The sequence below is a fragment of the Streptomyces sp. NPDC127190 genome (assembly GCF_042672505.1).
Taxonomy (GTDB): Bacteria; Actinomycetota; Actinomycetes; order Streptomycetales; family Streptomycetaceae; genus Streptomyces.
The window spans coordinates 439,978-447,600 of sequence record NZ_JBHXVE010000003.1; the positions used below are offsets into that span (position 1 = coordinate 439,978).

Below are 7,623 nucleotides of genomic sequence, written 5' to 3' on the forward strand. Positions count from 1 at the left end.
CGGGCCCACCGGGGGGGCGCGCCCGCCGGCCGGCCCGCGGCCCCCCCCGCCCCCGCCCCGCCGCCCCCCCCCGGGGGGGCCCCCCCCCCCGGGGGCCGCCCCCCGCGCCGTGCCGGTCCGGCGGACCGGTTTCAGCGGTCCGCCCGTGTCAGCAGTGCGCCAGTGTCAGCAGTACGGCGGAGCGTCAGAGCTTGGCACCGAAGTCCTGGGTCCACCACGGCCCGCCCGGGCCGGTGTGCACGCCCACACCCAGCTCCTTGAAGGAGCAGTTGAGGATGTTGGCGCGGTGGCCGGGGCTGTTCATCCAGGCGTCCATCACGGCCTTCGGGGTCGGCTGGCCCTGGGCGATGTTCTCCCCGTAGGTGGACCAGTTGTACCCCGCCGCGGTGATACGCCGGCCGGGGTCGGCGCCGTCCGGGTTGACGTGGTCGAAGAAGTGCCGGGCGGCCATGTCGTCGGAGTGGCCCTGCGCGGCCTTGTCCAGGAGCGCGTTCTCGGTGACCGGTCCGCAGCCGGCGCTCGCCCGCTCCTGGTTCACCAGGGCTATCACCTGGGCGACGGTGCCGGTGGCCGGCGGAACCGGCCGCGGGGTGGCGGAGGGACGCGGCGCGGCGGACGCCGTCCGGGTGGGCGTGGGCTTGGGGGTGCTGGCCCTGTGCGTCGGGCGGGGGCTCTTCTTGGCGGTGGTCTTCTTCTTCGTCCGGCGCGGGGACGGTGACGGGGACGGGTCGGCCGACGGCGAGGCCGCGGTGGTGCTCGGGGCGGCGAGGTCGACACTGGGCGCACCCGCGGTGCGCGCGGCGCCGGTGTCCTGGGTGCGCGGTGCGGAGCCGGGGCCGACGTACCACAGGCCGCCGCCCGCCACACAGGCCGCCACCACGGCCCCGCCCAGCGCGCGCCGCCGCAGCCGCCGGCGCCGCCGGGCCTCGCCCCGGGACCCCGGCCGGCGGGGCGGCGCACCGGTGTCGGTGCCGAGCGGGGCGGCGGAGCCGGTGTCGCCCGGGCCGGGCTGCGCCGCGGGGAGGACCTGGGTGACCTGGGTGCCGAGCGGGTCGGCCGGGGCCGGGTGCGGCGGGAGCGGGGCGGTGGCCGCGGCCGGGGCGGTCGCCGCCGCGGCGGACCGCACGGTGGTGAGCAGCGCCGACGACACCGCGACCAGGGCCAGCCCGGCGAGCAGCCCCTCGGCGGGGAGCAGCCCCTGCCACAGACCGCCGCAGCGGACGCAGTCGCGGGCATGCCGGGCGATCCGCTTGCGCCACAGCGCCGAGGGCAGCCGGTCCCAGGTGGCCAGGGTGGCGCTCAGCTCCGTACACAGCGGCCGGGAGTCGAGCGCCCGGACGACCACCCGGGCCGCCTCCAGCCGTGCCTTCATCCGCTGCACGCGGACCGCGGTGTGCTGCGGCGACAGCTCCAGGGCGGTGGCGACCTCGGCGCGGGTCAGTTCGCCGGCGCACTCCAGCCACCACAGCGCCAGCACCTCCTGGTCGTCCGGCTCCAGCCAGCGGGTGGCGGCGGCGGTCTCCCGGCGCTGGCCGGACAGCTGGAGCCGGACGATGGTCAGGTCCACGAAGTCGGCGCCCGGGTCGGCCAGGTCGGCGGCCTCCTCGACGGCGCCCGGGGCGAACTGCCGGTCCTGCCGGTGGGCCCGGACCCGGTTCATCGCGATGGCCACGAGCCAGGAGCGGAAGCTTTCGGGGGTGCGCAGGTCGCCGAGCGCGTCGAGGGCGCGGAGCATGGTCTCCTGGACCACGTCGTCGACGTCGACCGAGCCGTTCAGTGCCCGGCCCACGATGTTGTAGACCAGCGGGAGGTAGGCGCTGACCAGGGCGTCCTGGGCCGCCGGGTCGCCCGCCCGGGCAGCGTTCACCAGTGCGGCCGGCCCCACCGTGCGCTGTGTACTCATCAAAGCTTCCCTGTTCTCGTCGCCGAACGGTGCTGTCCGATATCTGGGAGACCGCCGAGGGGCGCGCGGATAACAGTTACTCGGAGAGATGTTCGACTTCTTCGGCGAGTCGTTCGCGGCGAAGGGTCACAGCATCGGCGGCGGACCGCAATGGGCGACGTCACACCGGTCGGCGGCGATTTGCCTTGGAGTGCACTCCAGCAGCCACACTGATCGCGACCGAGTACCTGCCGAGAAGGGGAATGACGGCGGCCCATGACGACGACGGACAAGGCGGCACATCCGCTGCCGTACGACACCTACCGCGCGGCGATCGAGGAGGAGACCCGGCGCTTCGCCGCGGCGGTCGAGGGGGCCGACCCCGGGCGGGCCGTGCCCTGCTGCCCCGACTGGACGCTGGCCGACCTCACCCAACACGTGGGTTCGCTCCAGCGCTGGTTCTGCGCGCTGCTGACCCGGCGGGTGCAGGAGCCGCCGCGCAGCCGTGACGTGGAGCTGGGGCTGCCCGAGCGGGCCGAGGAGTACCCCGGGTGGGTGGCGGCGGGCGTGCCGCAGGTGGCGGACGTGCTGCGGGACACCGATCCGGACGCGGCGATGTGGACGTGGGGCGCGGACCCGCACGCGCGGTTCTGGGCCCGCCGCATGCTCTTCGAGACGCTGGTGCACCGGGTGGACGCGGAGCGCGCGGTCGGCCGGGAGCCGGCCGTCGACCCCGTCCTGGCGGCCGACGGGGTGGACGAGTTCCTGGTCAACCTGCCGTACGCGGGGCTCTTCGCGCCCGGGGTGACGCGGCTGCGCGGCACCGGTGAGACCATCGCCTTCCGCAGCACGGACGGCGAGGAGTGGCCGGTACGGCTGGACACCGACGGTTTCCGGCTGCTCACGACGCCGGAGGCCGGTCCCGCCGGGTCCGCAGCGCACACGGTGACGGTACGGGCCACCGCTGCGGACCTGCTGCTCCTGCTCTACGGGCGGCGCACGTACGGCGAGCCCGGCTACGAGATCACCGGGGACACCACCGTGCTCGACCGCTGGTTCGCCCACACCGCGTTCTGACCCCGCCGGTGCTTCCCGGCACCCGGCCCGTGCTGGTGTCCGGGCGCCGGGACTGGTAGGGATGGGCTGTGCGATTCGAGCGTGTTCCCATGCCGGCGGGGGTTGCCGACCGGCCGAGGGACGTACGGGGGTATCCGGTACCGGCGATCACACCGTGGGAGGGGGAGGAACCGCAGTTCGCGCTGACCGACTACGAGCGCAGCGCCCGCTGCGCGGCACAGCGGCTGTGCTCGGTGTGCGGCCGGGGCATGCCGCAGGGCCCGGTGTGGCGGGTGGTGGGCCCCGCGGAGAGCGCGGCGATCGCGGAGGCGCTGGCCGCGGACCGGCCGTACCGCAATCTCGCGCCGACACTGGAGGGGCCGGGGCACCGCGCGTGCATGCTGTACGCGTCGATGGTGTGCCCCTATCTGGCCCGGCCCAACGCCCGGCGCGGGCTGTCGGCGGAGCAGCCGGACGAGATGACCGCGCATGTGGTGCGGGGCGCCGCGCGGGGCACCCTGGGCGCGGTGGTGGGCTTCGGCGAGTTCGAGTACGCCATCACCAGCAGCCAGGTGCTGTTCCGGTTCCTCGACGTGGTCGAGTTCCTGCCGCACGACTCGGCGGATGTGCACCTGGACGAGCTGCGGGCCGAGCTGGCCCGGACGGACCGGTGACCCGCACCGCTCCGCCCTGACCCGCCCGGCCCGTGGTACCGCCGGGATCAGGGGCGGTAGGCCGCCAGACCGGTCGTCGTGGTGACCTTGGTCGGGTGGCCGGTGCCGTCGGCGCGCAGGGTCACCGTGCCCGACGGGGTGCGGGCCGCGAGGGTCTTGCCGTCGGGCGACCAGGCCGGCTCGGTGTAGTCGGTGGTGGCGTGCGGGGTGAGGTCGGTGATGCGGCCGTTGTGCTCGAAGTCCTCCACGAGGAGGTGGTCGTGCCCGGCGACCGAGCGCACGAAGACGACCTTCTCCTCGTTGGGCGACAGGGCCGGCTGGGAGCCCTTGGTGAGCTTGCCGCCCTGCTGGCGCAGGTAGTCGTCGCGGATGTAGACGGCACCGGTGTCGACGTTGGCGTACACCGCGGTGCCGTAGTGGCCGCCCGCGTTCGGCCAGACGTTGCCGGTCTGCGGCACCGCACCGCCCGGCTCCGGGTCCCCGGCGAGGGGCAGCGTCTTCGGCGTGCCGTGGACGGCCTTGGCGGAGACGTACTTCAGCCGGGAGACGTCCTTGGCGCGGGCGGCGAAGATGAGGTTGTCCTTGGCGGGGATGCCGTTCTGGGTGTCCTTGGCGGTCACCTGCCAGGTGGGGTGGGACCAGTTCTGGTTGCCCGGGTTCTTGGCGACGACCACCCGCCCGCTGCCGTCCGGGTTGGCGATGTCCAGGTTGCCGGATCCGTCGATGAAGGCGGCCTTGGCGCCGTTCGGGGACCAGGCGAGGTCCCGGACGGGCACGTGGAAGTTCACCCGGTGGCCGTCGATCAGCACGTACTTGGTGCCGTTGCTGACGGTCAGGGCGGAGTGGCCGGTGGCGGTGGCGGCCGAGGCGGCGCCGGAGAGGCCCAGCAGTGCGCTGCCGGTGACGGTGGCGGCCACCGCGATGGCGGCGGCGGTGGTGCGGGTACGCGTGGTCATGACGGATTTCCCCCAGGAACGTCTACAGGTGGTCGGTACTGCAACGCCAGAGCCGCTCCGCCGTCCCCCGGGGCCCGTTGCGGGCCGCGCGACCGTCTGCCGCTCTGTTCGCTGCCGAGCCTGTCAGGCGCCGATCCTGGAACGGTCCGTTCGGCGTCACAGGGCCGTAACACGCCCGGCCGACAGAGGAGAGAACGAGGCGGGAAAGGCGGTGGTCCTCCATGACGTACGTCGCCGTGACCGGGCTCAGCCACCCCGGACTGATCCGTGAGCGCAACGAGGACAGCCTGGTGGTCGGGCCGTGGACGCTGTGCGCCACCGTGACGGAGAGCCCGCAGACGCTGGTGTTCCCGCTCGGTACGCCGCTCGTCGTCGCGGTCGCCGACGGGCTCGGCGGGCAGCCGGGCGGTGAGGTGGCCAGTGCGCTGGTCGTGCGCCGGCTCGCCGCGACCGGGGACCGCCTCGGCACCGAGGACGACGTGCGCGAGGCACTGCACGCCTGCAACCGCGAGGTGTTCGCGGCCGCGGCGGAAGCGGGCGGCGCCCTGGCCACGATGGGCACGACCGTGGCGGGCGCCGTCGTCCTGCCCCGGTCGCTGCTGGTGTTCAACGTGGGCGACAGCCGGGTCTTCGCCGCGCCGCCGGACGGGGTGCTCCAGCTCAGCACGGACGACAGCCCCCCGCTCGCACCCGGGCGGCGTACCACCACGCTGGTGACCCAGTGCCTCGGCGGCACCCGGGGGTACCGCCCGGTGGTCCCGCATGTGACAGCCGCTCCCCTCGGCCCCGGGGACCGCTGTCTGATCAGCACCGACGGCCTGACCGACCCGTTGCCGAACGAGATGCTGGACGCCGTGCTGCGCGAGTACGACGACGGACGCGCCGCCTACGAGCTCTGGAAGGCCGCGATCTCGGCCGGCGGGCCCGACAACATCACGCTCGCCCTGGTGCGCGTCGCGGAGTGACGAAAGGCCAAGGAGCGCGTCAGCGGCTCGGGGGTGCACCGTGCAGGAGCCGGACGGTGAGCGTGCCGTCGGGGCCGTCCTCGACACGGGTGCCGTACGCGCGGCTGTGCCGGTCGAGGGTGGCGCGCAGCCAGGCGGTGTCCTCGGGCGGGGCGTGCTCCAGCCGCATCCGGCGGGCCCGCAGCGGCACCATCCGCAGGCCGGCCAGCCGGCCGGTGTCCGCCGCCACCGAGACCAGGTAGAGCACCCGCAGGTCGTCCCGGTACCGCTCGTAGCCGCCGATGCCCTCGTAGTCGTCGACGAGGTCGCCGCAGCCGTACAGGACGAGCCGGCCGCCGTACACCTCCAGCGGGCGGGGGTGGTGCGAGGAGTGCCCGTGCACGATGTCCACGCCGGCGTCGACCAGTGCGTGGGCGAAGCGGACCTCGGCGCGGGAGACGCCGTAGCCCCAGTTCGGGCCCCAGTGGACCGAGGCGATCACCAGGTCCCCGGGCCGCCCGACCTGGCGCAGCCGGGCGGCGAACGCGGCCGCGGCGGCCGGCGACGGCTCCGCGACCAGGTCGACCCCGGCGCACCGGCCGGTGGCGGCCCAGCGTCCGGGGATCCCGCTGGAGGGCATCCCGAAGGAGAAGAGCAGCACCCGTCCGCCGGTAACGAGGGGCACGGTCGCCGGTCGCCGCGCGGCCGTCTCGTCCCGGCCCGCGCCCGCCGTCCGCAGCCCCGCCCGCGCCAGGACGTCGAGCGTCTCCGCCAGACCGCGCGGGCCGAAGTCCAGCACATGGTTGTTGGCCAGCACGCAGACGTCCGGGCGGACCGCGGCCAGGCACGGCAGGTTGGCGGGGTGCATCCGGTAGTGCACCCCCTTGCCGGGGGCGAAGTCCCCGTCGGCGGTGACGGCGGTCTCCAGGTTGATCACCCGTACGTCGGGTGCGGCGGCGTCCAGGAGCGGCAGGGCCGCGCCCCAGGGCCAGCGGAAGTCGACGGGCCGGGGAATCGGCCCGTTCGCCGCCTCGGCCAGCTCGACGTAGGCCCGGGCGTCGCGGACGTACGCCTCCCGCAGCGCCGGATCACCGGGGTGCGGAAGGATCTGGTCCACTCCCCGGCCGAGCATCACGTCCCCGGCGAGGAACAGGGTGACCAACCCGTCGTGCACCCTTCCACGCTAGGGCACTCTCCCTCGGCCGAAGAGAGAGGACGTGCGGGCGATCAGGCGACCGCCGGGCGCGGCCGGTCGCCGGGTTCGTGGTGGATGGGCGTGGTGGAGCCGGTCAGCGGTACGCCGGTGCCGCCCCGCCGGGTGGCGACGATCTCCGCCACGATCGACAGGGCGGTCTCCTCGGGGGTCCGGGCACCGAGGTCAAGGCCGATCGGCGAGTGCAGCCGGGCCAGTTCGGCGTCGGTCAGGCCCTCGGCCCGCAGCCGCCGGTCGCGGTCCTCGTGGGTGCGGCGGGAGCCCATCGCGCCGATGAACGCCGCCGGCCTGCGCAGGGCCTCCGTCAGCAGCGGTACGTCGAACTTCGCGTCGTGGGTGAGGACGCACAGGACCGTGCGGGCGTCGGTCCCGGTGCGCCGCAGATAGCGGTGCGGCCAGTCGACGACGACCTCGTCGGCGTCGGGGAAGCGGGCCGGGGTGGCGAAGACGGGCCGGGCGTCGCACACCGTCACGTGGTAGCCGAGGAACTTCCCGGCCCGGGCCAGCGCCGCCGCGAAGTCGACGGCGCCGAAGACGATCATCCGCGGGGGCGGCACGTTCGACTCGACCAGCAGGGTCAGCCCGCCGGGGCAGTGCGAGCCGTCGGCCGAGAGCTCCACCGTGCCGGTACGGCCCGCCTCCAGCAGGGCGCAGGCCTCGGCCGCCGCCGTCCGGTCCAGCTCCGGGTGGCCGCCGAGGCCGCCCTCGACGGTGCCGTCGGGCCGGACCAGCAGGCCCCGGCCGAGCAGGCCGGCCGGGCCCCGGGCGACCCGGGCGAGGGCCGCCGGCTCACCCCCCGCGGCGGCCGCCCGGGCCGCCCCGAGGGCGGGGCGCGCGGGTGGCCCCGCGGTGCCCCGCGGGATCCGCACGGGGATCGTCCCCCCCCCGGTCCCGCCCC

At 75.4% G+C, this 7,623-nt stretch carries 7 protein-coding genes; 3 read left to right on the forward strand and 4 right to left on the reverse strand.

Annotation, left to right across the window (positions count from 1 at the left end):
- Positions 1–184: 184 nt before the first annotated feature.
- Complete coding sequence (locus ACFVIU_RS07800) at positions 185–1,903, reverse strand: sigma-70 family RNA polymerase sigma factor (RefSeq protein WP_385841274.1); 1,719 nt, start codon at positions 1,901–1,903, stop codon at positions 185–187.
- A gap of 255 nt (positions 1,904–2,158) precedes the next feature.
- Here ACFVIU_RS07800 and ACFVIU_RS07805 point away from each other — a divergent pair, with 255 nt between their 5' ends.
- On the forward strand, positions 2,159–2,959 hold the full coding sequence (locus tag ACFVIU_RS07805) for a maleylpyruvate isomerase family mycothiol-dependent enzyme (RefSeq protein ID WP_385841275.1): 801 nt from the start codon (positions 2,159–2,161) through the stop codon (positions 2,957–2,959).
- Positions 2,960–3,048: 89 nt separating this feature from the next.
- On the forward strand, positions 3,049–3,612 hold the full coding sequence (locus ACFVIU_RS07810) for a hypothetical protein (protein ID WP_385841276.1): 564 nt from the start codon (positions 3,049–3,051) through the stop codon (positions 3,610–3,612).
- Positions 3,613–3,659: 47 nt separating this feature from the next.
- Here the strand turns inward: ACFVIU_RS07810 and ACFVIU_RS07815 are convergent, their stop codons facing one another.
- Complete coding sequence (locus ACFVIU_RS07815; RefSeq protein WP_385841278.1) at positions 3,660–4,568, reverse strand: TolB family protein; 909 nt, start codon at positions 4,566–4,568, stop codon at positions 3,660–3,662.
- Between the two features lie 221 nt (positions 4,569–4,789).
- Between ACFVIU_RS07815 and ACFVIU_RS07820 the strand changes: the two genes are divergently transcribed.
- The gene (locus ACFVIU_RS07820) at positions 4,790–5,533 is read left to right on the forward strand and encodes a PP2C family protein-serine/threonine phosphatase (RefSeq protein WP_385841279.1); all 744 of its coding nucleotides are present in this window, start codon (positions 4,790–4,792) and stop codon (positions 5,531–5,533) included.
- Between the two features lie 19 nt (positions 5,534–5,552).
- Here ACFVIU_RS07820 and ACFVIU_RS07825 read toward each other — a convergent pair whose 3' ends face one another.
- Together ACFVIU_RS07825 and ACFVIU_RS07830 are read right to left on the reverse strand one after the other, a co-directional pair.
- Positions 5,553–6,686: a CapA family protein gene (locus tag ACFVIU_RS07825; protein ID WP_385841281.1), complete on the reverse strand. Its 1,134-nt coding sequence runs from the start codon at positions 6,684–6,686 to the stop codon at positions 5,553–5,555.
- A 53-nt stretch (positions 6,687–6,739) separates the two neighbouring features.
- On the reverse strand, positions 6,740–7,623 hold an 884-nt coding region (locus ACFVIU_RS07830), incomplete at its 5' end, for an XdhC family protein (RefSeq protein ID WP_385841282.1).